We start from the raw sequence: 24,337 nt of genomic DNA, 5'->3' as shown, positions 1-24,337 counted from the left end.
AGTTACGATTATAAGATAAAGGGGGATTATAAGTGATCATATCAGATGTGCTATACGGAGAATTTGAAGTGGATCCAGTAGTAGAATAATTAATTGTAAGTAAGTCTGTGCAAAGGTTAAAAGGTATTCATCAAACTGGCGCAAGCTACTTAATAAATGAGGAATGGAATGTAACGCGCTTTGATCATTCAGTTGGCGTTATGTTGTTAATTAAGAAACTCGGTGGCTCAGTAGAGGAACAAATTGCTGGTTTACTGCACGACGTATCGCATACTGCTTTTTCTCATGTGATTGATTATGTTTTTGATAACAAAAATGAAAGTTATCATGAAGAAATATTTAGTGCTGTTGTGAAAAATTCAGAAATTCCAGCGATTCTTTCAAAGTATGGTTATAACTATGAAGAGATTTTGTTAGATGATTCGAAGTGGACATTACTGGAAAGGTCAGCGCCAGAATTATGTGCAGACCGAGTAGATTATACGTTACGAGATATGTATACATACGGATATATTTCTTTAGAAGAGGTTCATAGATTTTTAGAGGATATTATCGCAGTAGAGGGGAGAATGGTCCTTCAAAATATCGAAATAGCTGAATGGTTTACAGAAACGTATTACAAAGAAGTCATCGATTTCTTTATGCAACCAATGAATATTTATGGAAATGACATGTTAGCAAAAACGCTAAAGTTAGCTCTACACAAAAAGGTTATTCATGCAGATGATTTTCTTCTTGAAGATGATGAGCTAATTTCGAAATTGCAGCAATGTAATGATTCAGAAGTACATGTTTTAGTAAGCAAAGTCCATCCGAATGTAAAAGTAAAAGAAGATAGAAGCGATTATGATTTATATCAGAAAAATAAAGTACGCCTTATTGATCCTCCGTTACTTCGTGAAGGGGAAGTTATTCACTCGTCTGTTGTGTCAGAAAACATAAGAAAGATGAGTGAGGTCGCTTATGAAAAAGCGGTGAGAGGGATGTATGTGAAAGTGATTTCGGATTAACAGAAAGAAGGTATCATCACATAAGATGATACCTTCTTTCTATTCATCTAATATTTTCCACTCGTTTCCCCAATCCTTCATCGCGTCAAAAATAGGACGGAGTGTTTCCCCTTTTTTTGTTAGTGAATATTCCACGTGAGGTGGCATAGTTGAATAGATTTTTCTCTTTATAATATTTTCTTGTTCAAGTTCTTTTAAGCGAAGAGATAGGGTGCGTGGGCTAATACCGTTTAGGCATCTTTCAAGCTCAGCAAAACGTTTAGGACTATAAAACAAATCTCTTAAAATTAAGAAAGTCCACTTGCCACCTATTACAGACATTGTTTTTTCAATGGGGCATTTTAATAAAATTTCTTCATTTATATTTTCCATATAAACGCTCCTTACTATATAAAAGTATAGGTACTATATAAAAATCAGTACTTTTATAAATGAAGTACTTTATTTATTATAGTCCTAAAGGAATATATAGGTAAATTACTAATTTTTGAAAGGGGAGTAAGTAAGTGAGTGGGGTGGCTAGTAGAAATTTATATGTTCAAACTAAAGAGAAATCAGGTATTATCATTTTAATCGCTTTAGCGATGGGGTTTATTATGGCAACATTAGACGTAACAGTAGTAAATGTTGCGGTAGTGAATATTCAAGAAACATTAGGACTGACATTGTATAGTTCGACATGGATTGTCGACGGATATATTTTATCATTTGCAGCATTATTATTGGCTGGAGGGGCGCTGGCCAATCGATTTGGAGCAAAAAGAATATATTTAATTGGTTTAATTATTTTTGTGTTCGCCTCTCTTTTATGTACGGTTGCTACAACGGGGAACGCTCTTGTTATAGGGCGGATAATTCAAGGTGTTGGAGCGGCTTTATTTATGCCAAGTTCACTTAATTTATTAGTATTATCGTTTCCGGATGAAAAGAAGAGAGCTAAAATGTTTGGGATATGGTCCGCAATTGTCTCTATTGCTTCTGGTACGGGCCCTTTTATTGGTGGCCTTTTAGTAAATACATTTGGTTGGCGAAGCATTTTTATTATAAATCTTCCAATCGGGATGATTGGTATTTTAATGGCTTTTGTAATTATTCCAAATGTTTTACCGAAAAAGGAGAAGATAAATGTAGCGAATCATTTAATCGGTATAATTGCAATAACATTGTTGGCGTTTACTCTAATTGAAGGGCCAAGTTACGGATGGTCTTCGTCTCAAATTTTAGGAGGAGTAGTGGGGACGATATTAACTACTATTCTCTTTGTTTATGCAGAACGAAAATCAAAAAACTCGGTTGTACCAAGAGTGTTGTTCCAAAACAAGACATTTAGCTCGGCGAATATAGTTGGATTTCTAATAAACTTTGCGTTATTTGGCGGCATATTTATGTTTGGACTCTTTTTACAAAAAGCATATGGAGCAAGTCCATTTGTAGCAGGATTACAACTATTGCCGATGATGAGCGTATTTGTTATAGGGAATATATTATTTGCAAAAATGGTGAGTAAGTTTAGCTCAAAATCGTTACTATTCATAGCGTTATTTATAGCTAGTATAGGCTCTTTATTATTAATGCTTTTAGTAAATAATGTGAGTTATATAGGAATTGCAATCATTTATAGTGTTGTTAATCTTGGAATCGGTATAGCAGTACCTGCCATGACTACAATTGTAATGAAATCTGCTGGTCGTGAAAATGGGAATATGGCTGGAGCAACTTTAAATGTAAATCGTCAAATTGGTGCATTAGTCGGTATAGCAATTATGGGAATCATTTTAAATGAATCATCCACTTGGTACAGAGGGGCAAGCTATAGCTTTTTAGTTATTGGGTTTTCCTATCTATGTGCAGCATTTTTAGTTTGGAAGTTTGTTGAGAGGGAATAAAAAAGTAGAGCATCTAGGAGTGATGCTCTACTTTTTCACATCACTGATCAAACCAATTCCAAACCTCAATATCTCCAAGAGTCGCATAACGAACGTGAGGCGAGTTTTGTAATTTTAATAACTCTTTCGACGGTCCGGTAATGACGATCCCGTATACTTTTACACCGTTCTCTTTTACATACTCATAACGCTTATCTAAGTTCAGCTCTTTTTCAGGAGTCCAAGTAGTTTTACTTACAGTTTCTTTATGTGTAGAAAGAATGCGCATCATTTCGATTACTTCATCTTCTTTTGTCTTCGGTCGTTTTGCTTCATTATCAGGGAGATTTATATGTTCTGAAAATCCGATAACCTCTCCGCCATGTAGAATGAAATCTTCTTCATCTATTCTTTCTTGCCCTGTGTCTAAAGCGTACCATATAGGAGTGGGCGGCATTTCTTGTGCTTCAAATGTGCTATATAGAATGGATGCTAATTCTTGTAAAGTGTAAGGTTTGTCAAAAGATATCGCTACTTCTGCAACGGTGCCCTCATGTATCTTTCCGAGTGTACTCCAAACTTTTTTAGAGATTTCTTTCAAATGATCATCTTGCTTTATTTTTGGGTGAACAAAGGAAAGTTTGTTGGAATAGGGTTTATTTGCCCATGATTGATTTGTGTCAGTTACAGATGATAAGAAGCTACGCGTTGTTACTGTACCAATTGGCATTTCTTTTTTACCGACCGTTTTAACTAAATTCATTTCAATTTCTGTACGGAAAAAGGGTTTAATCTTTGTACTGCCTCCAGTGGAACGACTATTTGGAATTGTTGCTTCTAGTGCGAGTGCTGGGATTTCATCTACTTCGACTAACTTTTTCATATTATAGAAGTAAAGAGAAGACGAAAAATGGTCGACAAAATAGATTGCAATACAAACGGCAAGGACAAAACTAACGGTTTGCCAACGTTGTTTCCATTTTATTTTCCAAAACGGAACTTTCAGGTTTTGTGGTGGTAGTTTTTTCTTTATTGTTTCACTCTTCGAAAGCAATTGATCTAAGTAAGCCTCGCATTCTTCACATGTCTCAATATGATTTTCTAACAGTTCTTGTTCATCATGCGTGAGCATTCCGTTTTCGTATCTCTCCCATAGTTTTTTAAATGCCGTACAACCCATCCGTATCACTCCTTTATGCTTTTCATTTCTTTTCGACCACGGTGTAATTCAATTTTCACTTTCGCTAGTGAGAGACCGGTCATCTCTGCTATTTCTTTATATGAGAATCCGTAGTAATCTCGTAGTAATAGAACATTTCGTCTCTCGAGCGGAAGAGAAGATAAACCTTCTAACCAACTAGCAATCTCATGTTTTATGAAATAAGAGTGCTCTGTACTTGGCACGTTTGGTAAATGGAATTCTGTAATTGTCGTCGTTTTATATCTTTTTTCTTTTCGATACCAATCGATAAAGGCGTTGTAGGCAATTGTAAATAACCACGGTCTAATTTCTTCGCCTTTATAATAGTCAATATGGACGAGCATTCGATAAAAGGTTTCTTGCATGAGATCTTCAGCAAAATGGGAATCTCCGGTTAGGGAGAGAAGATAGCGAAATAAATCTTGCATATGTTCTGAATAAATTTCTTCTAATGATTGTTTACGTTTCACTACATTTCCCTCCCTTCACACATAACAACGAAAAACATATAAAAAAGTTACAATTTTTTATGGAATTATAGTAAAAAACGTCAAGAATTGGATAAGATTCTCTTTTATCATAATACATATAAGGCGGGTGAACAGAGATGGAAAGCTATGAAACACAAATTCAAAGGTCCATTGATTATATTGAGGAAGATGTAATGGAAAAACAGACGCTGCGTAAGTTAGCTCGCATTGCAGGTTTTTCTGAGTCGCATTTTCATCGTGTATTCCAGGCGTTAGTAGGTGATACGGTAATGGAGTATGTTCGGAAGAGGAGGTTAGCCCGGGCAGCTTATCAACTTTCTCATACGGATGAAAAAATTATTGATATCGCATTTGAACATGGCTTTCAATCTCACGAAACGTTCACGAGAGCCTTTAAAAAATTATTTCAAATGACACCGAGTGAATATCGAAAGCAAGAAATAGAGACACCGATGTATTACAGCGTGAATGTAAAGCAAAGAAAATTAAATCCGTATTTAGGAGGCATACAAATGGAATATCGTATTGTAAATAAACCGAAATTTTTAGTGGCGGGTTATGAACTGAAGACGACAAGTAAAGAAGGGAAGAACCATCAAGACATTCCAGCATTTTGGCAAGAATATTTACAAAAAGATCTTGGAACGACAATTCCGAATCGTAAAGATACGAGCCAATGGGTAGAGCTTGGATTATGTACTGATTTTAATTTAGAAACAGGGGACTTCACTTATATTATCGGAATGGAAGTTACAGGCTTTGAAAATGTACCAAATGAAATTGCAAAGCGCACGTTCCCAGCAGCAACATATGCGGTATTTACAACGCCGAAAGTTCCTCATGAAGAAATGGTATCGTCTATTCACCAAACATGGAATGCAGTATTCTCAGAGTGGTTCCCGCATTCAGGATACGAACATTGCGGCGTTACAGAGTTTGAATTATACGATGAGCGTTGTCACGAAGATAAAAGTGAGTTCGCTCAAGTAGAGCTTTGGATACCGGTGAAGAAGAAATAATAGAGTAAGAGCGAGTCATTGAGAAATGGTTCGCTTTTTTATAAAGGGAGAGTGGGAATATGTTCAAAAAACTAGAATGTGTATCTATACATACGAAGGATATAGAAAAATCCGTTTCTTTTTATAAAGAAATGGGAATGGAGCAAAACTGGGTTATAGAAAGAGAACTAGAAGAAGGGGTTATTTGGACGTTAATCGGATTGAAGTTTCCAGATGAGAAAAGTTCGGAGTTAGTAATAAGCAATCATCCGGATATTCATTTTATGGAAGTCGAAGTATTAGTAGAAGATGTGCAACAAACGTATGAAAGTTTAAAAGATACTAAAGATGTTAAATGGATTCGTGAACCATTTCCAACAGAATCAGGACACGTTGCGGTAATGGAAGCACCTGATGAGAATGTGTTTGTATTGGTAGGAAAATAGCTGAAATATGGAGTGACCTTTCATAGTGAGTTATGAAAGGTTATTTTTTATGAGTGGATTGTTAAATTTGTATTGCTTTATCTGTAATACATTTGAAAATGGTAAAATAGCAATTAAATATTGCGGGTGGAAGGTTATGCCCTTTCTTCATTTGGTGAAGAAAGGAGGTGTAATCGTATGGAATTTCTTTTGCAAATTTTGTTGGAAATCACAAAAACTATAGCTAGAGAAGGTATAGTGATGGGATTTAAGAAATTAACGACAAAAAAGCGCAAAAAGAAGACCACCCGTCTGCCTGCGAAGCGTGGGAAGTCTTCTAAGCGCAAATAAGCTTTAGTTGCAACCTTCCACCTTGCGGTAATTAGTTGCATTGACAGGGTGTTGGAAGCGCCTCGTCTACTTCATTTTATGCAAAACTTAGTTAGTTTATACTTCTATTTATAGTATAACAGTTTAGAAATGTATTTGTTAATAGTTTTATTTTTACTTTGTATAGTAGAGGAAGCAGGTTAGCGTTGTCGATTTTTGTCGGTAAGTCGATATATTTAGAAAATCGCTGATATATTTTGATTTGCGCCGATATATTTGAAAAATTGCCGATATAATTTCATATACCGCTGAACTCTCCCAAAAAAAGAAAAGACGCCACATAGCGCCTTTTCTATGAACGAAACGGAAACACAAGTATAATTGTCGTTCCTTTTCCTAGTTTGCTATCGATAGAAATCGTTCCGTTATGAGCATGAACGAGCTGTTTTGTAATGGCGAGGCCAAGTCCCGTTCCGATGTTGCTTTCTTCCGTATTTGTTCCTCTGTAATATCGCTCAAATAGAAGCTCTTTCGTTTTATCATCCATTCCTTTTCCGTTATCTGAAATAGAGAGTGTGAATGAAGTAGCATTTTGTGAAAGCTTTACGATGACATTAGTCGTTTCATTATTATGTTTTACAGCGTTTACGAGTAAGTTTTCAATAATACGCTGGAACCATTTTTCTTCAATGAAATATTGAATTTTATTTGAGCTTGGTACGAATTCAATATTTTGATTTTGAAGTGTCGGATTATTAATGAATTGTAATAATACTTTTTGGACGAATTGATTCATTTCAATGTTTACATGCTGTGCAGGAAGACTATTATTTTTTAATTGATACGTTAAGCTTAAGTCATCAATTAGTGTGGTCATATATTGAGATTTCTCTTTCATAACGCTGCCGAATTGCTGAATGTCACGATCAGTCCAGTTATACTGTTTTGATTCTAGTAATAATGCGTAGCCGTATATAGAACTTAGTGGTGTTTTTAAATCGTGCGTTAGACCAGTAATCCATTCTTCACGTGTTTGCTGGAGTACTTGCCTCATCGCATCATTTTTTTTGAGTGTAATAGAAAGGTGCTCTAGTGAATTTGTAACATCACTAAATAAGCGGAATGACCATTTTTCTTTACCAGATTTCCTGAACCTGATAGGTTTTCCTTTTTTACTAATAGGCTCTTCGTACTTTCCACCAGCTATGTTTTTAAGCCAGCGCATCGCATGTAATAACGGTTTTCCAAATTTATTACCGTACCAAATAGAAAGAATGACTAAATAAACAAATACGATAAGAAGGATTAATCCGCATCCGATTAGAAACTTTTTAGCAAATACATCGTCTATTTCATCATCTGGGTAGTAGTACTCATTTTTGGCAGTTACAACGAGAAGATGATTGCTATTTGTGTCGTAAAAGCTAGACGTGTTTTCTTTATGATTCCACGGTTCCTTTTCGCTAAGGGCGGCTTGTATAACAGAAAATGTTTTTTTCTTTCCGTTTGGATAGGAGAATACTTCTTCGCCAACGCTATTAAAGATTTGAAGTGTTGCTTTTTCTTTAGAAAGTAACTGTTTTTCTTCTTCTGTTAATGTGAACGAATCTGTAGATACAGAAGGGTGCATTTTCTGGATTGTTTTTAGTAATGCATTGCTTTTTAACATACCACCGTAAATAACAAGTACGTTTTTTTCTTCTAATTCAATTTCCCAATATGTAAATGTATAAGGACTTTCTATGTGATTCTGTATATACGAGAATAAAGATGTTTTCGTATAAGATGTCGGTACGTCACTAGGTGTATTAAAGTGATAGAGAACTTTTCCGTTTTCCTCTACAACTTGAATCCAATCATTTTTCTCTTTAATTAAGTCTTTTACTTCAGCTTTTAACGAAATATCGCCATCTTCTGAAGAAATGTATCTTGCAATCATAAAATTTTCAGCATCTGGAATGTTCGGTTCGTATGAAGTACTCGTAACAAGAAAAATTAAATACGTGAATGCAGCTACTACAGCAATCAGTAATGTAACTAAAACAAATACGTGTTGCATGATAAACTGGATAATAAGTCGTTTATTAAAGTTCATATCGTCACCCTACTTTGTAATGAACTTATAGCCAAGCCCGCGAACGGTTTTTATATATTCTGGTTTACTTGGGTCTTGTTCGATTTTTTCACGTAGTTTTCGAATGTGGACCATAACGGTATTGTCATCGCCATTGTAGGCAGGTGCTCCCCAAACTTTCTCGTATATTTCTTCTTTTGAAAATACGTAGTTCGGATTCTCACAAAAGAAGAGTAATAGCTGAAATAGCTGGGCGGAACATTCGACAACACGCCCATTTACTGTAAGCTCTGCGGAATATCGATCAATTTCAAATCTGCCAAATGAACTAGAGTGTGCTTTTTGTTCGTGTGGCATGACTTGCTTCATATGTCTTCGGAGTTGTGCTTTCATACGAGCTACTACTTCAAGTGGATTAAATGGCTTCGTAATATAATCATCTGCACCGTGTGAAAATCCAGATATTTTATCTAAATCAGATGTTTTAGCTGTGAGGAAGAAGATAGGGCAATCTGTTTTTTTGCGAATGATTGGACAAATATCAAAACCAGATTGTCCAGGAAGCATGACATCTAAAATAATTAAATCGTAATCGTTTTGCTGAGTGAGAGATAAAGCTATTTCAGCGGATGTTGCAGTTGTAATATGAGAAAAACCTTCTTTTTCAAGAATGGTAGTTAGTAATTGTAAAATTGCTGTTTCATCATCAACGAGCAAAATATTTGCTTCATACATAAAAAATCCCTCCTAATTTCCTCGAATATCATATCATCTTTCGGTAACTTATGGAATTTTTAAGGAAATTTTAAGGTTTTCTTTCTCAAAAAATTAAGAATCAAATGATATGATAAAAGTAACATAGGGGAGGAGATGAGTGTGAATCCGTTTCAAACGATGCGAGCTAGATATTTTTTAATTGTATTTGCACTATTAACTGTAGTTGCAAGAGCCAGTAATGAATTGATAGAAAATACATTTCATATGCAAAATTCTACTTTTATAAATATTCTTATATTCTATATCCTGCCGATTACGTGGATTTATTTTGAGTATAAAAAACACCGTGTTGCATTTTCATTATTTATTAATAGAAATGAAACATTTAACCTGGTGCAAGTTTTATACATTACGATCATGTTATGCGTGTTTAGTTATGGATATCTTATTTTGTACATGTATAGCTTTGCATGGATTACACCGACATTTATTATGAACGCATTACGCGAACCGATTATGGATAGCACTGGAGGATATGTTTATCAAGTTATTATGGTCGTATTCATCGCACCAATTATTGGGGAATTTGTTTTTCGCGGATTTTTACTGCAACGCTTCGCAGCAAAATGGGGAACGAGTATAGCGATCATTGTTGTAGCAATATTGTTTGCATTGTTACATGTTGATTTCCTAGGTGCAATTGTATTTAGCGTTGTACTATCAATCGTATATATTCGTACGAATAGTTTACTCATGCCAATCGCTATTCACATGTTAAACAATGCATTTGTAATCGGTGCTTCTTTTTTAATAAATAAAGAAGAGATAATGAGTTTTGCAGATTTCTCAAATTATACGACGTTCTTTCCAGGACTTATTATTTTTATAACAGGATTAAACTTAGTACTCATCTTTTTATTTGTTAACCGCAAATATTGGAGTAAAGAAATGCCCGCTATATATGTAGAGCAGGAAAAAAGCTTTTCAGACGTAGTGGGGAGTAAATGAGATGAAGAAGACGATTGAAAAAATATTGAAAGACATTATAGATGCTACGTCTCTTACAGATATGTGTGATAAAAGCATTTGTCATTGGCTTCAACCTGTAGTAGATACGATTGTATTTCCAGAGTATTACTTATTTTCTAGTACTCATTTAAAAGGTAATATTATTTCTCTTCTTATTGTGTTAGGGGTTTTACTAATATTTGGTCTAATTGTAGAAGAAATGATGAAGCGCATCTTCAGAAAGAATGAAGAGAAGTATATGTGGGTTCATAAAGTATTCGAGAAAGTAATAGTGGCTTTCCTTTTGTTTTATAGCATGAAAACAATCATTTACTTTATAGCTTTGAAACATCATTAATTCTAAATTTGAAAGGGATGTATAAAATTATATGAATGAAACAATATCATCAAATAAGTTTTTTTATTTGATTGTGCTTAGTATAGTGCTAATAACGACAGTCAACGTTATTCTTCGCTGGGAGGAAGCTTATTTCTTTATGTATTTAGCGCTTCATTTGTTAGGAATTCTATGTATCAGTGGCGGCGTAGTTGCTGAAAAAAAGAATGAAGAAAGCGTTAATTATATGTGTGTGACCGGTCTTATTTTACTTTTAGCTGTACAAGGGATTATGAAATATAGTTCTTTTTCTCTGCAAGATTTTAGCTTATTAATGGATGTACTTCCTTAAGGGGGCGCGTTATGTTTGTCTAAGAAGCAAATAGGATACGTACTAGTTTTAGTCGGTTTTTTTACGCTTATTGTAACGACGTTATTTTTTCAGGACTATGAATATATACGCTATATAAAAGGTGCTGGTTTAATATGTTGGGTTGTAAGTATATTTCTTATCCCAGATTATGAACCGAAGAAAGTGTCTAAAGGTAGGTAAAACTCTTCTGTACGTAGAAGAGTTTTTTTATGTAAATAGAGGGTTCTTGAGCAATTTGCATAATAAGCTTGTTCTAATTTAGCATGTACGAACTTACAATAATAATAGACAGGCAGCATAGAGGAGGGAATAGCGTGAGGAAGGTTATTGGGTGGTCGCTTTTTTTGTACGTTGGGTTTGCGTTATTTATATATTGGTATTTATTTGGATGGAGTCATGAATTGATTCCGGACATGTATAAAGGAACGAGTGCAGATCCAGAAACGTTTATGAATGCAAGAGAGCTTACGCTAAGCCAAGATTATTCGCGCGTGAAAAATTTACTGTATTTTTTAGCGACGCCTCTTGAATGGATTATTTTATTATTTGTACTTGTGCTCGGTATTTCAAAAAAGTTTGAGAAATGGTCGAAGGAAACGACGAAAATAAGTGTTCTGCAAGTTGCGATTTATTTCTTTTATTTATCACTACTTACAACAGTTCTTGCCCTGCCGATGCAATGGATTAGCCGAAAAGTTTCTGTTGATTACGGCATTTCAACGCAAAGTACACAAAGCTGGATAAAAGATCATGTTATCGGTTTTTGGGAGAGCTATGCGACGATGTTAATTGTAGTTACGGTTCTTCTATGGCTTATTCGCAAATTCCCGAAGAGATGGTGGTTAGCAGGGTGGGCACTCTCTGTTCCGTTTACAATCTTTTTAACATTTATACAGCCTGTCGTGATTGATCCACTTTATAACGACTTTTCGACGCTGAAAAATAAGGAATTAGAAACGAAAATTTTAGCGATGGCAGACAAAGCCGATATTCCAGCGAAACATGTATATGAAGTCAATATGTCGGAAAAAACGAATGCGTTAAATGCATATGTAACAGGAATAGGACTTAACTCGCGCATTGTAATGTGGGATACAACGCTAAAGCAATTAAAAGATAAAGAGATTTTATTTATAATGGCTCATGAAATGGGGCATTATGTTATGAAACATATATATTGGGGCGTTGCGAGTTATGTGTTGCTATCGTTTATAGGGATGTACCTCATTAGTCGTATTATCAATATGTGTATTCGAAAATGGGGGAATACGCTGCAAATTTCAAAAGCAGCATGTTTTTCAATTTTACCTTTATTTTTCTTAATTTCTTCTGTACTCTCTTTTGCATCACAGCCAGCAACAAACTACGTTTCTCGTATAGAAGAACGAGCAGCAGATCAATACGCTTTAGACATGACAAAGGACGGGAAATCTGGTGTAAAAACGTTTCAATATTTATCAAAAACGAGTTTAAGCCAAGTAAATCCTCCTGCGTTAGTGAAGTTTTTCTTATACACACATCCACCAATTTTCGAAAGAATTCATACGTTTGAACAATATGAAAAGGAAAAGAAGCGGTAGTGTACTGCTTCTTTTTTTATGCGTTATTCGAGTTTTGGAAAATTATAGTGTATAATATATGGAATATTCAGTGAAATGTTTAGGAGGTTAATATTTTGTTTCATTCAAAATCAATGCCGGCTATAAAAATGGTCCTTTCGATGTCTATTTTCGGATCAATTGGATTTTTCTCTGTTCAAACAGGTTTACCGTCTTTTGAATTAGTATTCGTTCGTTGTATTTGTGCGACTATATTTTTAGCATTATGTTGGCTCGTAACAGGACAATATAAAAGTGAGCAATGGAATAAAAAAGAAGTCATGCAAATATTAGCATGCGGTGTATTTCTCGTTTTTAACTGGGTATTTTTATTTAAAGCGTTTGAAGTTATGTCGATTACAATTGCGATTTCAGTTTACCATCTTGCACCCATTATTGTATTAATGATTGGTAGTATCGTATTTAAAGAGAGACTTACAATGTTTGCTGTTTTGTCCATTGTCATTTGTTTTATCGGTACAGTGTTAGTGGCTGGAGTAGATGGAAGTCTATCACTTGAAAAACTGATGTCATCTGGCATGGTATGGGCACTACTTGCGGCACTATTTTATGCTTTTACCACTTTATTAGGAAAAGGAATTCAGCATACGAGCGCATATGCGATGACATTTTTACAAACATTTTTAGGTATATTTTTATTGCTACCATTCGTAGACTTTGGCAAGTTTCAAGGGTTAACAGAGATGAATTGGATGATGATTACAGCGACAGGTCTTATACATACGGGATTTGTATATTACTTATTTTTTGACAGTTTAAGAGATTTATCGACGAGATTAATTTCTGTATTAGTGTTCTTAGATCCAGCGGTTGCAATACTATTAGATACAGTCTTTACCGGGTTTAGACCGACTAGTATGCAAATAGTAGGAATTGTTCTTATATTTGTAGGAATGGCATTTACTTTTCGAAAAACAAAGGGTGAAAAAATAGTAGTAGAAGAAAAATTATATTATTAATTGTAAATAATTAGGTCGAAATGAATTTATAATTTTCAGATTTATTGTATAATATAATTTGCAGGGAAATAAAGGAAAAGGTAGATGAGAGGGATGAAAAAGCTAGTAAAGATTGCGACATCACTAACTTTAATGGGGGGAATATTTGTAAGTGCAAATGGTGTGTCTGCAAATACAGATATTATCCAAAAATCTAGTCCTAATATTATGATAAAGTTTGATGATGTAACAACAGATCATTGGGCATATGATGAAATTACAAATTTAGTACATCATCGCATTATGTATGGCTATGGAAATGGTAAGTTTGGGACGGAAGATCATATAACACGTGAACAAGCGGCAGCAGTATTGTACCGCGCACTTCATGTAAAAAGAAGTGCGACTATTGGAAATCCATATGGAGATATTAGTGCGAAATCAACCATGTTCCCTTACGAAATTTTACGCTTAACACAGCTTGGTATTTTTAAAGGAGACGAAAATGGGAATTTCCGTCCGAAAGATACATTGACTCGTGCAGAATTAGCACAAATTTTAACGAAAGCATATGAGTTGAAAACAAAGAGTCCACATACATTTACAGATATACCAGAAAATCATTGGGCAAGGGATGCAATTAGCGCATTGCAGTCTAATAAAGTAGCGGTAGGAACAGGAGATGGCAAGTTCCAGCCTGAAATGCTCGTTACACGTGGGCAATTTGCAAAGTTTTTACAACGATCAATTGATAATTCTCCAGGGAAAATGGAATAGATAAAGAGAAAGCTCATAATTTGTGGAAGAGGTATCTTTCGCTCATTATGAGCTTTTGTTAATAGAGAGGCTACTATTGTCGTATGTTGTAGTTAAGTCGATATAATTGCATTTTTTGTCTAGAAAATGAACTCTTAAAACGTGAAGGATTTCTTTTGAAAAAAGTAGAATATTTATATTATAGAAACACCTTTACATGAATACAGGAAAGAAAATTAGTTTGCGTACAATTCGGTATAAAAATTGAAATTGAGAGCGAATTGGCTCTCCTTTAGTAGTGATTTTCACAATAATAGATTTTTTAAATGTAATATATTGCATAAATGGTGCAAAGGCAACATATGTAATATTGGAAAGGATTTCAGTCTATTATTTTCCGTTTTTTAAAATGGAGGTAAAGGGGAGAGGGCAATGAAGAAGAACATGTTACGTATAATGGCAACGATGACTATTATGGGCGGCTTGTTTGTAAGTACGAATGTTTCCAACGTAAAAGCAGAAGAATATCCAGAAATGATTGTGTTTGATGATGTTCCAGTAAACTACTGGGCATATGACGATATAATGGATGTAGTATACAATAAAGTAATGTTAGGGTATGGAAATGGTAAGTTTGGTGTAGGTGATAATGTAACAAGAGAACAAGTAGCAGCAGTGCTGTATCGTACATTGAATTTGAAAAGGGAAGGACCTTTAAAAAATCCATACAAAGATATTTCTGAGAGAGCAACAATGTTTTTAGATGAAATTTTAGTATTAACAGAGCATGGTATTTTTAAAGGTGATGAAAAAGGAAACTTTAGACCAACTGCACCAGTAACACGCGCAGAAATGGCACAAATTCTTACGAATGCATTTACATTTGAGGTGAAGAAGAACCATACATTTAAAGATGTACCAAATAATCATTGGGCAAAAAATGCGATTAGTGCACTACAGTCTAATCATGTCATAGTAGGAACAGGAAATGGGCAATTTGAACCGAATAAAGTTGTAACACGTGAGCAATATGCAACGTTTTTAAATAGAGCTGTTTTTTATTTTCCAGTAAAAGATGAAGATTATGAATGAAAGTTAAAGTATAAGGATGTTTAAATTATATTAATATAATATATATTAAGAAAAAAGCGCGGGAATTCCGCGCTTTTTTCTTATTTAAAATTATTTGTAATTATATTGATTTTCTATTCGTAATTTAATTTTTCGATTTTAGTGGATAAGAAGAGATTGAATAAAGTGACTTTTTATTGTTTAAATATACGTTTTAGTAACTTTATTTTTAATAAAGTGTAAATAAAAGTATATGAAATATAGTTCATAAATTAGACAAAAATCACATGAAAATTATATTGTTACTCTTCCATTAATTCTTTATATTAGAAAAAAAATATGTTTTTAGGGAGAGAATACTGTGAAGAAAAAGTTTTTAAAAGTAGCAACAGCTTTAACAATTATGGGTGGAGTGGCATTTAGTGCTGAAGGGACAACAGCAAAAGCTGAATTAGCTGCAAAGCCACAACAAGCAAGTCAGGCAATCTTTAAAGATGTGCCAGCAGGACATTGGTCTTATGAAGCAATTCAAACTTTAGCAGAACAAGAAATTATGCTTGGTTATGGAAATGGTGTGTTCGGTTTTGGACATAACGTAACACGTGAACAAGTAGCCGCTTTAATTTATCGTGCGCTTGACCTTGATGAAGAATTTGGTGAAGATGAGGAATTAGAAAGCCCGTATAATGATATTGTTGATGATAACTCAACGATGTTTCCTTTCGAAGTGTTAGCAGTAACAGAATTAGGTATTTTTACAGGTGACGAGAAAGGAAACTTCAGACCAAAAGATACGTTAACACGTGCAGAAATGGCGCAAGTTCTTACGAGAGCATTTGGACTACAAGTAAAAGGATCAGCAGGATTTAAAGATGTACCAAAAGGACATTGGGCAGAAAATGCGATTAATGCAGTAGGTTCAAATGGTATTTCAATAGGAGATGGGAAGGGTAACTTCGCTCCGAACATGAAAGTAACACGTGAACAATATGCGCAGTTCTTATTTAGAGCGCTTTAATAAAAAAGGGGTCAGTGTTGTATAACACTGGCTTTTTTTTTATGTGTAATACCGGTGAAAGAATACAGTTTTACAAAAAAACAATTAAATTTTCAAAAAAAACTTCCTTTTCTGAAGATTTGTTATATAATATAAAACATAAAATCAAATCTGTTATAAAACAGTTTAAGAAGGGGATGCTAATATGTCGACGCAAACTTCACGGGTTACATTGCCCGGAGAAATGTTGCCAGCGTACAACGAAATATTGACACCTGAGGCGCTTAGTTTTTTGAAGGAACTACATGGAAATTTCAATGAGCGCCGCATAGAACTTTTACAAAAGCGTGCGGAGAAACAAAAGAGAATTGATGCAGGGGAGTTTCCGAAGTTTTTAGAAGAAACGAAGCACATACGTGAAGCGGATTGGACAATTGCTAAATTGCCAAAAGATTTAGAGGATCGCCGCGTAGAGATTACTGGCCCAGTAGATAGAAAGATGGTTATTAACGCTTTAAATTCAGGAGCACATCTTTTTATGGCGGATTTTGAAGATTCGAATTCACCAACTTGGGAAAATGCGATTGAAGGTCAAATAAACTTACGAGATGCAGTGAAGGGAACGATTTCACATAAAAATGAAAACGGAAAAGAATATCGTTTAAATAGTAAAACAGCAGTATTAATTGTGCGTCCAAGAGGATGGCATTTAGAAGAAAAACATATGCAAGTTGACGGAAAGAATATGTCTGGTAGCTTAGTAGATTTTGGACTTTATTTTTTCCATAATGCGAAAGCTCTTTTAGCAAAAGGAAGCGGTCCATACTTTTACTTACCGAAAATGGAAAGTTATTTAGAAGCAAGGTTATGGAATGATGTTTTCGTATTTGCTCAAAAATATATCGGTATTCCAAACGGAACGATCAAAGCCACAGTGTTACTGGAAACGATACATGCTTCGTTTGAAATGGATGAAATTTTGTATGAGCTTAAAGATCATTCTGCTGGATTAAATTGCGGAAGATGGGATTATATTTTTAGTTTTCTAAAGGGTTTCCGTAATCATAATGAATTTTTACTTCCAGATAGAGCGCAAGTCACGATGACGGCGCCGTTTATGCGCGCGTATTCTTTGAAAGTCATTCAAACGTGTCACCGTCGTAATGCACCAGCTATTGGAGGAATGGCAGCACAAATTCCAATTAAAAACAACCCAAAAGCGAATGAAGCAGCTTTTGAAAAAGTACGTGCGGATAAGGAGCGCGAAGCTTTAGACGGTCATGACGGGACTTGGGTTGCCCACCCGGGACTTGTACCAGTCGCAATGGAAGTATTTAATCACATTATGAAAACGCCAAATCAAATTTTTAGAAAACGTGAAGAAATACATGTTACAGAAAAGGATTTATTAGAAGTACCAGTGGGAACGATTACAGAAGAGGGTCTTCGTCTGAATATTAGCGTAGGTATTCAATATATCGCATCTTGGTTAAGCGGACGGGGAGCAGCACCAATTTATAACTTAATGGAAGATGCGGCAACAGCGGAAATTTCTAGGGCACAAGTATGGCAATGGATTCGCCATGAAGGTGGAAAATTAAATGATGGCCGTAATATTACACTTGAATTAATGGAAGAGCTAAAAGAAGAAGAGTTAGCAAAAATAGAAAGAGAGATTGGTAAAGAAGCCTTTAAGAAAGGGAGATTCCAAGAGGCGACAACGTTATTTACAAATCTCGTTCGGAATGATGAATTCGTACCATTTTTAACATTACCGGGTTATGAAATTTTATAAAAAGTGAAAAGGGGATGGAACAAATGAAAAACGAAAGAATCGAGAAATTACAAGAGAGCTGGGAACTAGATACGCGCTGGAAAGGGATCACACGTCCATATTCGGCAGAAGATGTAATTCGCCTGCGCGGGTCAATTGATATTGAACATACGTTAGCGCGCCGCGGTGCTGAAAAGCTTTGGGCATCGCTTCATACGGAAGATTACATTCATGCACTTGGCGCATTAACAGGAAACCAAGCGATGCAGCAAGTAAAAGCTGGGTTAAAAGCAATTTATTTAAGTGGATGGCAAGTAGCAGCAGATGCAAACCTTTCTGGACATATGTATCCAGACCAAAGTTTATATCCAGCAAATAGCGTACCTGCTGTAGTAAAACGAATTAATCAAACGCTTCAACGTGCGGATCAAATTCAGCATATGGAAGGAAGCGGTGATACAGATTATTTCGTACCAATTGTAGCAGATGCAGAAGCTGGATTTGGCGGACAATTAAACGTATTTGAGCTGATGAAAGGTATGATTGAAGCAGGCGCATCTGGCGTGCACTTTGAAGATCAATTATCTTCAGAGAAAAAATGCGGTCATTTAGGCGGAAAAGTATTACTACCAACGCAAACAGCGGTACGTAATTTAATTTCGGCACGCCTTGCGGCAGATGTAATGGGAGTACCGACAATTATCGTTGCAAGAACAGATGCGGATGCAGCTGATTTAATTACGAGCGATATTGATCCGGTTGATAAGGCGTTTATTACAGGAGAAAGAACACCAGAAGGATTTTACCGTACGAAAGCAGGTCTTGATCAAGCGATTGCACGTGGTTTAGCATACGCTCCTTATGCAGACCTCGTTTGGTGTGAAACATCTGAACCAAATTTAGAAGATGCAAAACGATTTGCGGACGCAATTCATAAAGAGCATCCAGGGAAATTGCTTGCATACAATTGTTCACCTTCATTTAACTGGAAACAAAAACTAGATGAGAAAACAATTGCGAGCTTCCAAAAAGAAATCGCATCTTACGGTTATAAGTTCCAGTTCGTAACACTTGCTGGATTCCACTCATTAAACTACGGCATGTTCGAATTAGCACGCGGCTATAAAGAGCGCGGCATGGCAGCGTACTCTGAACTACAACAAGCAGAATTCGCAGCAGAAAAACACGGCTACTCTGCAACTCGCCATCAACGAGAAGTAGGAACAGGTTACTTTGATGAAGTAGCACAAGTGATTACAGGTGGTACTTCATCAACGACAGCATTAAAAGGATCTACAGAAGAAGCACAATTTACGAAATAAAAGGAAGGGGCCCCTTTTTGAAGGGTGCCCCTTATTATTTTTCGCACGATTCGAGAGTAAATAAAAATATATCGACGATTTTTTCGATATATCTATCATAACTTAAAATATATCAACGATTTTTCAAATATATCGACGATTCGACAAAGGGTATCGACTTACCGACAAAAAAAGACAATATGATCAAATCCACTCAGCTCCATGATCACGAATAAACTTCATATCTTTTTCATAATGCTCTAAATGTCCTTCGTCAATCATTCTTTGGAAATTTATGTCGCCTTCGTTTGCTTTTCTTTTCATATATGTACATAATGCTTCTAGACGTAGTAGTACCATACCTAAGTAATCTTCATCCATACTTTTACCGTAGGACTGGACGAATAATTTTATTCTTTCTTTCATACGGTCAGCATGTTGTGCCGATTCATAATGAATTGTCTCGCCTGATTCCGTATAATACACTCTACTTAAAGGCACACAAGTATACAGTGTATAAGCGATATCCCAAATTCTTGGTCCGGGAGCAGCAACATCGAAATCAATAATACCTACTGGTTTCTCGTTATTAAATATAATGTTATATATAGCAAAATCATTGTGGCATAAAACCTCAATATTATTTGGGGTATGGTCCATAGGTTTCCAATCATCTAATAACGGAAAGTCACTTACAGCATCATGATAAAGGCGAACCATCTTTGCTATTTCTTTTAACACATCATTAGATCGCATATATTCTTTTAAAGGATAATTTCCAGCCTCTCCTTCAATAAAAGATAAAATCTCTCTATTTCTCTCATCTATACCTAAAAACTTTGGTGCGTAATGAAAAGCTTTGTTTTCTAAATGCTGTAATAACTTATGAACTTTTGCACTGTCTGGCTTCAATTCTCGCCGAACAGTATTTTTAGAACGATATACGTTTGAGACGTTTCCCCCTGTAAGCTTTTCTTCGTTTGTGTAGTTTGACATTTCATCCCCTCCAGTAAGTACTGTCAGATTATATTTTAACACTTAGAAAAAGGAATATAGTGGCATTCGAAAGATTTGTTTATTTTTATTCAAATAAGATATTGATAATTGCATACGTAATTTAATTTGTCAGTTATTTTCAAAAAAGATTGTACATTTTATTTTAATGTGCTATGATAATATCAGTTGAATAGTTAAATTAAGCAATCCATATATTATCAAGTGCCGAAAAACGAACGAGAAAAAGTATGTGAGAACTAGTTTATGTTTCGTGTTTGATAATGTGTGGATTCTTTTTTTATACAGGAAGACTAAAATAAATTGTGTTTTCTTTAGGAGGAAATAATTATGGCAGTAACAGGACAAGTAAAATGGTTTAACAACGAAAAAGGCTTCGGTTTCATCGAAGTTCCAGGCGAAAACGATGTATTCGTACATTTCTCTGCAATCGAAACTGACGGTTTCAAATCTCTAGAAGAAGGTCAAAAAGTTAGCTTCGAAATCGAAGAAGGTAACCGTGGACCTCAAGCTAAAAACGTAATCAAACTATAATTTTATAGTTGATGATGGAAAAAAGGATGGCTAATGCCATCCTTTTTTTGTTGTGGGGAAAGTTTCCCCAGAGCCTGTTTTTTATATCTAAATCTCTTTTTCTATGTTACAACGGGTGAAAAATTATCTGGAATGCGTATTAGTTTCTGTAGAAGAATTAGTTCAGCAAGAGCATTTGCTGCGTATGATGGTAAATAACTATAAATTTGTATTCTCTGTTGAAATAGAGAAATCTTTTCCAGATAGACCTTGAGTAACATCTTTTTTGTTAGAATTTTGTTCGTCTTGAGATGATGTTTCTAACATTTGTTCTTGCTCCTTACTAGGGGTATTCAGAGCATCTGATGGGACGCTATTAATCTGTTGGCTTAATAGACTTTTTTTCTCCATATTATACAGCTCCTTTTTGGAATTAGATAAAAAACGAATGTAATCATAAATAATCACTTACATATTTTGTGTTTTGAAGTGGAATTATATACAAAACTTATATTGCAGATTTAACGAGTTAAAAAGTTGCTAGTGATTTATAAAGGTGAAGTTCTTAATAAAAATGGGTAACACGTACAAGTACTTTTTAACGTAGTGGATAATTTTTTATATGTAATAATATTAGAAAATAAAGGGGATACAGGGACACTCGGAAGAAAATATGAATATGAAGAAGAGTAAAAGGCTTTCCAAAATAGAAAGCCTTTTACTCTTCTTTTTCAACTTTTTTCTTCGCGCTTTTCTTACATTCAGAGCATTTCGATTTACGAAAAGGCTTTGCAAAAAATAATAGAATGAAAAATAAAGCGAATATAATGCTAGCTGAGTTGTTCACGATCACAATGCTGCTATTTTTCATGTGAATCGTTGGTTGCATTTCTTTTTCTTTCATAGTGGACCTCCATATATTGGATTTTTATTTTAATTATAGCAAAGTTAATTGTCTTAATGATGCGAAATGAGGAAGTAGTTGTAAATATTTATAGGTAGTATAAATAGATTTTGTATAGGTTTATTATTATAAAAATAATATATTTTTATTTTATAATTTAAAAGGTATTTGACAAATAATAAAGTATTGTAAAAAAGCGGAATCTGTAAGCCATTTCCTTTTCATAGATGCTAAAATTATACATGCAGCTGCTAATATAAATAGAAAAAAGGAGATAGTGGAATATGGAAAGTAAAGTAGAACGCTACGTCGAAAACTATGTTGTAAATAAAAATACAATGGCCTTACTTCCTGTAATTCTCAGTGAAAAGAAAATTGTTACGCGAGTTGTTGAAGTGCAAGACTCTTTTTTCGTATTTCAAAAACCTCTAGATATTATAGAAAGAAGTTGTCGCAAGCATGGTTCTAGTTTCTTAGGGAGAAAAGAAGGAACGAAAGAGTTAACTCACATTACACATAAAGCACCAATTGCAATTAGTCCGACCGATCAACTTTATTTTTTCCCTACCTATTCGTATTCTAGAAAAGAGTGCGCGTGGTTATCTCATTTTTATATTGAAAGCAATAAAGAATTAAAAGATGGAAACCTTATTATCCGATTTATAAATGGCTTTGCTGTGAAGTTAGAGATATCGAAAACTAGTTTTGAAAATCAACAAAATCGTACTGCGAAATTGCGAACGGAGTATGAAGATCGTAGGAAAAAACAAGGGAATCCTTGCTTTAAAGAGGTTGATCAAAGGGATGAATCAACATTAAGACCAGCTTATGAGAGAGTGTATGTTGTTAGAGAAGAGGATGTATGAGAGGAAAAGGATGAGGTGACTCATCCTTTTTGATTTCATTATATATACAGTTTACGTTGTAAGATTTATAAACAAAATGAGAGAATGTACAAACTTTTGTTCTCGAAGGGTTCAAGATAATATATAATTACGATATAATGGGAAAATTATACATATTCACTATAGTGTGAACATACAGTATATTTTTTCATCCTGTATAAAAAGGAGATGGTATGTTGAAAAGGAACCTGTTATTTTGGGCGCAATATATTCTTGCTTTGCCTATATTTTTTCTTACATTTGTGTTTACTAGTTTCACTGGTAGTCAGTTGATGATAGTCGCTGATAAACGATATTTTGTTTTCACACCTCAAAATACGACAGATTATAGTCAAATTAGTGAAATTGATAAATTGCTATTTGCTTTTTCAATTCAACCGTTTGTCACTATAGTATGTTTTCTGTCAATCGTGTATGTACTGACACTTATTGTCTTTCAAATTATTGAATGTAAGAAGAAAAGAAAGATATTACATAGCCTGCAATATATGATTCTTATACCAATTTTTCTTTATTTGTGGTTAGGAACGATGGAATTTTCCGCAGTTAATTTAACGTGGATAGATAACTGGAAAGATTATCTTATCTTCACTCCTGCAACTATAACGAATGAAGAAGATATATATATGATTGATAAATTTTTATACAAATTTCGAATGGTACCTATTCGGAGTACATTATTAATACTATCTTTCTTACATATGTTAATACTTATCGTGATTGACAGTGTACGCTTGCTAAAAAAATTGCTTGTAAGAACTAGCCATTAGAGGATTGTTTGAAGGTAAAATAATCATCCGTCGCTACCTATATGAAAAAGACTAATTCTTACTTTTTGCATATTCTTCTTTCTCATAAAATGTAACCATTAAGCTATAATCGGCGCATGTTATTTAAAATAACTTCACGTCCTGTCGAATATTGATAGATTATCATAGCATAATAATGAAGGAATTCTCATGAAAGATATGGAAACTTAATAATTACATCTCCATATGTCGTATCTACCATTTCCTCTTTCATATAGGCAATGATACAGTAGAGGTAGTACTTAGAGTAAAGGGGTAAAGTGTAGAATGGATTTTCAGACGATCAAAGAGTATTTTTCACCAGAAAATATGGATCATATTGTTGAAAGCTATAAAGCGTTCGGACCACTTCTTGGTATTGGGTTACCGATGATAGAGGCGTTAATTCCAGCATTGCCACTCATCGTATTTGTACTGGCGAATGCTGTTGCATTTGGATTTTGGCTCGGTTTTCTTTATTCTTGGCTTGGATCAGTAATGGGTGCCTTACTTGTCTTTTTCATAATTCGCCATTTTGGCCGAAGTCGTTTCTTTTCTTTTGTAAATAAGCATGAGAAAGTACGAAAGGCAATGGGATGGATTGAAAGGAAAGGGTTCGCACCGATTTTCGTCATATTTTGTTTTCCGTTTACACCATCTGCGCTTATAAATGTTGTTGCTGGTCTATCTCGCATTAGTGTAAAACAGTTTGGCCTTGCGCTCGCGTTCGGAAAGCTTGTGATGATTTTTATTTTAACGTATATCGGTCATGATTTAATGTCATTCATTCATAATCCGGTGAAATCAGTCATTGTAGCAATTGGTATTTTTATTTTATGGTATGTCGGTAAGAAAATCGAAGTAAAGTTAGAACTACATTAAGAATAGTCTTCTTTGTAAAGGAAAGCTTCATTATTAATGGATAAGG

The 24,337-nt window shown here is 34.7% G+C and carries 28 protein-coding genes; 20 read left to right on the top strand and 8 right to left on the bottom strand.

The features are described 5' to 3' along the window. Positions 1-92: 92 nt before the first annotated feature. Entirely contained in the window at positions 93-1,010 is a 918-nt protein-coding gene (locus tag MR147_RS09050; protein ID WP_242304090.1) for an HD domain-containing protein, read from the top strand. Between the two features lie 39 nt (positions 1,011-1,049). Here MR147_RS09050 and MR147_RS09045 read toward each other — a convergent pair whose 3' ends face one another. After that, entirely contained in the window at positions 1,050-1,382 is a 333-nt protein-coding gene (locus tag MR147_RS09045; protein ID WP_242303930.1) for a winged helix-turn-helix transcriptional regulator, read from the bottom strand. 134 nt (positions 1,383-1,516) lie between these two features. Here MR147_RS09045 and MR147_RS09040 point away from each other — a divergent pair, with 134 nt between their 5' ends. Then, complete coding sequence (locus MR147_RS09040) at positions 1,517-2,896, top strand: MFS transporter (protein ID WP_242303929.1); 1,380 nt, start codon at positions 1,517-1,519, stop codon at positions 2,894-2,896. 40 nt (positions 2,897-2,936) lie between these two features. Here the strand turns inward: MR147_RS09040 and MR147_RS09035 are convergent, their stop codons facing one another. Beyond that, complete coding sequence (locus tag MR147_RS09035; RefSeq protein ID WP_242303928.1) at positions 2,937-4,055, bottom strand: anti-sigma factor; 1,119 nt, start codon at positions 4,053-4,055, stop codon at positions 2,937-2,939. A 5-nt stretch (positions 4,056-4,060) separates the two neighbouring features. Next, positions 4,061-4,546 carry an RNA polymerase sigma factor gene (locus MR147_RS09030; protein ID WP_000823998.1) on the bottom strand — a complete coding sequence of 162 codons (486 nt, stop codon included), beginning with the start codon at positions 4,544-4,546 and terminating at the stop codon, positions 4,061-4,063. A gap of 137 nt (positions 4,547-4,683) precedes the next feature. Between MR147_RS09030 and MR147_RS09025 the strand changes: the two genes are divergently transcribed. The 3 genes from MR147_RS09025 to MR147_RS09015 all read left to right on the top strand — a co-directional run bounded on the left by MR147_RS09025 (position 4,684) and on the right by MR147_RS09015 (position 6,341). Continuing rightward, on the top strand, positions 4,684-5,586 hold the full coding sequence (locus MR147_RS09025; protein ID WP_242303927.1) for an AraC family transcriptional regulator: 903 nt from the start codon (positions 4,684-4,686) through the stop codon (positions 5,584-5,586). A 59-nt stretch (positions 5,587-5,645) separates the two neighbouring features. Then, a complete protein-coding gene (locus tag MR147_RS09020; protein ID WP_012644261.1) occupies positions 5,646-6,011 on the top strand; it encodes a VOC family protein in 366 nt (121 codons plus the stop codon). Positions 6,012-6,188: 177 nt separating this feature from the next. After that, the gene (locus MR147_RS09015; RefSeq protein ID WP_000394952.1) at positions 6,189-6,341 is read left to right on the top strand and encodes a hypothetical protein; all 153 of its coding nucleotides are present in this window, start codon (positions 6,189-6,191) and stop codon (positions 6,339-6,341) included. Between the two features lie 331 nt (positions 6,342-6,672). On the opposite strand, the gene MR147_RS09010 is transcribed toward MR147_RS09015, so the two are convergent. Together MR147_RS09010 and MR147_RS09005 are read right to left on the bottom strand one after the other, a co-directional pair. Further along, complete coding sequence (locus MR147_RS09010) at positions 6,673-8,415, bottom strand: sensor histidine kinase (RefSeq protein WP_074609625.1); 1,743 nt, start codon at positions 8,413-8,415, stop codon at positions 6,673-6,675. A 9-nt stretch (positions 8,416-8,424) separates the two neighbouring features. Continuing rightward, the gene (locus MR147_RS09005; protein ID WP_071737223.1) at positions 8,425-9,129 is read right to left on the bottom strand and encodes a response regulator transcription factor; all 705 of its coding nucleotides are present in this window, start codon (positions 9,127-9,129) and stop codon (positions 8,425-8,427) included. A 141-nt stretch (positions 9,130-9,270) separates the two neighbouring features. Here MR147_RS09005 and MR147_RS09000 point away from each other — a divergent pair, with 141 nt between their 5' ends. The 11 genes from MR147_RS09000 (at position 9,271) to aceA (ending at position 19,306) form a co-directional block, all read left to right on the top strand. Further along, a complete protein-coding gene (locus MR147_RS09000) occupies positions 9,271-10,119 on the top strand; it encodes a CPBP family intramembrane glutamic endopeptidase (protein WP_001067973.1) in 849 nt (282 codons plus the stop codon). A gap of 1 nt (position 10,120) precedes the next feature. Continuing rightward, positions 10,121-10,477: a hypothetical protein gene (locus MR147_RS08995; RefSeq protein WP_074609623.1), complete on the top strand. Its 357-nt coding sequence runs from the start codon at positions 10,121-10,123 to the stop codon at positions 10,475-10,477. Between the two features lie 31 nt (positions 10,478-10,508). After that, the gene (locus MR147_RS08990; protein ID WP_046198623.1) at positions 10,509-10,808 is read left to right on the top strand and encodes a hypothetical protein; all 300 of its coding nucleotides are present in this window, start codon (positions 10,509-10,511) and stop codon (positions 10,806-10,808) included. A 15-nt stretch (positions 10,809-10,823) separates the two neighbouring features. Beyond that, on the top strand, positions 10,824-11,009 hold the full coding sequence (locus MR147_RS08985; RefSeq protein ID WP_242303926.1) for a hypothetical protein: 186 nt from the start codon (positions 10,824-10,826) through the stop codon (positions 11,007-11,009). A 134-nt stretch (positions 11,010-11,143) separates the two neighbouring features. Continuing rightward, entirely contained in the window at positions 11,144-12,409 is a 1,266-nt protein-coding gene (locus MR147_RS08980) for a M48 family metallopeptidase (protein ID WP_242303925.1), read from the top strand. Between the two features lie 95 nt (positions 12,410-12,504). Next, positions 12,505-13,407, top strand: a complete 903-nt coding sequence (locus tag MR147_RS08975) for a DMT family transporter (RefSeq protein WP_242303924.1) — start codon at positions 12,505-12,507, stop codon at positions 13,405-13,407. 84 nt (positions 13,408-13,491) lie between these two features. Then, on the top strand, positions 13,492-14,163 hold the full coding sequence (locus tag MR147_RS08970) for an S-layer homology domain-containing protein (RefSeq protein WP_074609618.1): 672 nt from the start codon (positions 13,492-13,494) through the stop codon (positions 14,161-14,163). Between the two features lie 411 nt (positions 14,164-14,574). Beyond that, the gene (locus MR147_RS08965) at positions 14,575-15,234 is read left to right on the top strand and encodes an S-layer homology domain-containing protein (RefSeq protein ID WP_074540086.1); all 660 of its coding nucleotides are present in this window, start codon (positions 14,575-14,577) and stop codon (positions 15,232-15,234) included. 340 nt (positions 15,235-15,574) lie between these two features. Next, positions 15,575-16,231 carry an S-layer homology domain-containing protein gene (locus tag MR147_RS08960; protein ID WP_074610518.1) on the top strand — a complete coding sequence of 219 codons (657 nt, stop codon included), beginning with the start codon at positions 15,575-15,577 and terminating at the stop codon, positions 16,229-16,231. A 184-nt stretch (positions 16,232-16,415) separates the two neighbouring features. Continuing rightward, positions 16,416-18,005 (top strand): malate synthase A, encoded by a 1,590-nt coding sequence (gene aceB, locus MR147_RS08955; RefSeq protein ID WP_074610519.1) that lies wholly within the window; start codon positions 16,416-16,418, stop codon positions 18,003-18,005. 23 nt (positions 18,006-18,028) lie between these two features. Further along, positions 18,029-19,306 (top strand): isocitrate lyase, encoded by a 1,278-nt coding sequence (gene aceA / locus MR147_RS08950; RefSeq protein ID WP_000787352.1) that lies wholly within the window; start codon positions 18,029-18,031, stop codon positions 19,304-19,306. A gap of 183 nt (positions 19,307-19,489) precedes the next feature. Here aceA and MR147_RS08945 read toward each other — a convergent pair whose 3' ends face one another. Beyond that, positions 19,490-20,281: a phosphotransferase gene (locus tag MR147_RS08945; RefSeq protein WP_074610521.1), complete on the bottom strand. Its 792-nt coding sequence runs from the start codon at positions 20,279-20,281 to the stop codon at positions 19,490-19,492. A 348-nt stretch (positions 20,282-20,629) separates the two neighbouring features. Between MR147_RS08945 and cspA the strand changes: the two genes are divergently transcribed. Next, positions 20,630-20,833, top strand: coding sequence for an RNA chaperone/antiterminator CspA (cspA, locus tag MR147_RS08940; RefSeq protein ID WP_000301519.1), 204 nt, complete (start codon positions 20,630-20,632; stop codon positions 20,831-20,833). A 198-nt stretch (positions 20,834-21,031) separates the two neighbouring features. Here the strand turns inward: cspA and MR147_RS08935 are convergent, their stop codons facing one another. Beyond that, positions 21,032-21,223: a hypothetical protein gene (locus MR147_RS08935; RefSeq protein WP_074610523.1), complete on the bottom strand. Its 192-nt coding sequence runs from the start codon at positions 21,221-21,223 to the stop codon at positions 21,032-21,034. Positions 21,224-21,530: 307 nt separating this feature from the next. Continuing rightward, a complete protein-coding gene (locus MR147_RS08930; protein ID WP_000659565.1) occupies positions 21,531-21,716 on the bottom strand; it encodes a hypothetical protein in 186 nt (61 codons plus the stop codon). A 284-nt stretch (positions 21,717-22,000) separates the two neighbouring features. On the opposite strand from MR147_RS08930, the gene MR147_RS08925 reads away from it, so the two are divergent. The 3 genes from MR147_RS08925 (at position 22,001) to MR147_RS08915 (ending at position 24,291) form a co-directional block, all read left to right on the top strand. After that, entirely contained in the window at positions 22,001-22,582 is a 582-nt protein-coding gene (locus tag MR147_RS08925) for a competence protein ComK (RefSeq protein ID WP_000444431.1), read from the top strand. A 212-nt stretch (positions 22,583-22,794) separates the two neighbouring features. Next, entirely contained in the window at positions 22,795-23,391 is a 597-nt protein-coding gene (locus tag MR147_RS08920) for a DUF4306 domain-containing protein (RefSeq protein ID WP_074543157.1), read from the top strand. A 306-nt stretch (positions 23,392-23,697) separates the two neighbouring features. Continuing rightward, positions 23,698-24,291: a TVP38/TMEM64 family protein gene (locus MR147_RS08915; RefSeq protein WP_000347516.1), complete on the top strand. Its 594-nt coding sequence runs from the start codon at positions 23,698-23,700 to the stop codon at positions 24,289-24,291. Positions 24,292-24,337: the final 46 nt, after the last annotated feature.

The organism is Bacillus cereus group sp. BfR-BA-01350, assembly GCF_022663775.1.
GTDB lineage: Bacteria > Bacillota > Bacilli > Bacillales > Bacillaceae_G > Bacillus_A > Bacillus_A paranthracis.
The sequence above is the reverse complement of the archived record's forward strand: the minus strand, read 5'-3'. Positions and strand labels throughout refer to the sequence as shown.

Coding starts and splice junctions, on each gene's coding strand:
- MR147_RS09045 (WP_242303930.1), bottom strand. CDS start 1,382: ATGGAAAATATAAATGAAGAAATTTTATTAAAATGCCCCATTGAAAAA.
- MR147_RS09035 (WP_242303928.1), bottom strand. CDS start 4,055: ATGGGTTGTACGGCATTTAAAAAACTATGGGAGAGATACGAAAACGGA.
- MR147_RS09025 (WP_242303927.1), top strand. CDS start 4,684: ATGGAAAGCTATGAAACACAAATTCAAAGGTCCATTGATTATATTGAG.
- MR147_RS09020 (WP_012644261.1), top strand. CDS start 5,646: ATGTTCAAAAAACTAGAATGTGTATCTATACATACGAAGGATATAGAA.
- MR147_RS09015 (WP_000394952.1), top strand. CDS start 6,189: ATGGAATTTCTTTTGCAAATTTTGTTGGAAATCACAAAAACTATAGCT.
- MR147_RS09010 (WP_074609625.1), bottom strand. CDS start 8,415: ATGAACTTTAATAAACGACTTATTATCCAGTTTATCATGCAACACGTA.
- MR147_RS09005 (WP_071737223.1), bottom strand. CDS start 9,129: ATGTATGAAGCAAATATTTTGCTCGTTGATGATGAAACAGCAATTTTA.
- MR147_RS08995 (WP_074609623.1), top strand. CDS start 10,121: ATGAAGAAGACGATTGAAAAAATATTGAAAGACATTATAGATGCTACG.
- MR147_RS08990 (WP_046198623.1), top strand. CDS start 10,509: ATGAATGAAACAATATCATCAAATAAGTTTTTTTATTTGATTGTGCTT.
- MR147_RS08970 (WP_074609618.1), top strand. CDS start 13,492: ATGAGAGGGATGAAAAAGCTAGTAAAGATTGCGACATCACTAACTTTA.
- MR147_RS08965 (WP_074540086.1), top strand. CDS start 14,575: ATGAAGAAGAACATGTTACGTATAATGGCAACGATGACTATTATGGGC.
- aceB (WP_074610519.1), top strand. CDS start 16,416: ATGTCGACGCAAACTTCACGGGTTACATTGCCCGGAGAAATGTTGCCA.
- aceA (WP_000787352.1), top strand. CDS start 18,029: ATGAAAAACGAAAGAATCGAGAAATTACAAGAGAGCTGGGAACTAGAT.
- MR147_RS08945 (WP_074610521.1), bottom strand. CDS start 20,281: ATGTCAAACTACACAAACGAAGAAAAGCTTACAGGGGGAAACGTCTCA.
- cspA (WP_000301519.1), top strand. CDS start 20,630: ATGGCAGTAACAGGACAAGTAAAATGGTTTAACAACGAAAAAGGCTTC.
- MR147_RS08935 (WP_074610523.1), bottom strand. CDS start 21,223: ATGGAGAAAAAAAGTCTATTAAGCCAACAGATTAATAGCGTCCCATCA.
- MR147_RS08930 (WP_000659565.1), bottom strand. CDS start 21,716: ATGAAAGAAAAAGAAATGCAACCAACGATTCACATGAAAAATAGCAGC.
- MR147_RS08925 (WP_000444431.1), top strand. CDS start 22,001: ATGGAAAGTAAAGTAGAACGCTACGTCGAAAACTATGTTGTAAATAAA.
- MR147_RS08920 (WP_074543157.1), top strand. CDS start 22,795: ATGTTGAAAAGGAACCTGTTATTTTGGGCGCAATATATTCTTGCTTTG.
- MR147_RS08915 (WP_000347516.1), top strand. CDS start 23,698: ATGGATTTTCAGACGATCAAAGAGTATTTTTCACCAGAAAATATGGAT.